At 85.6% G+C, this 215-nt stretch carries 1 protein-coding gene; it reads right to left on the reverse strand.

Annotated elements, in window-relative coordinates; translation table 11 throughout:
• A partial coding sequence (locus VR44_RS46765) for a hypothetical protein (RefSeq protein WP_211275238.1) occupies window positions 1-215 on the reverse strand: 215 nt, incomplete at both ends.

Raw genomic sequence — 215 nt, forward strand, 5'->3', positions numbered from 1 at the left:
ATCCGGGCCAGGGCGGCCCTCCGGCCCCCCCCGCCGCGCCCGCTCGGTAGCCGACGGCTCGGCGAGCCAGACCACCCCGGCCCCGGACACCGCCACCCCGGCGGAGTCCGCCCCCGCGCGCCCGGCGCGCCGCACCCGCTCGGCGGCGGACGGTTCCGCCAGCCAGGCGGCCCCGTCGCCGGACGCGGCCACGCCGGCGGACACGGCCCCCGGCA

It is taken from the genome of Streptomyces katrae (assembly GCF_000966975.1).
GTDB classification, from domain to species: domain Bacteria; phylum Actinomycetota; class Actinomycetes; order Streptomycetales; family Streptomycetaceae; genus Streptomyces; species Streptomyces katrae.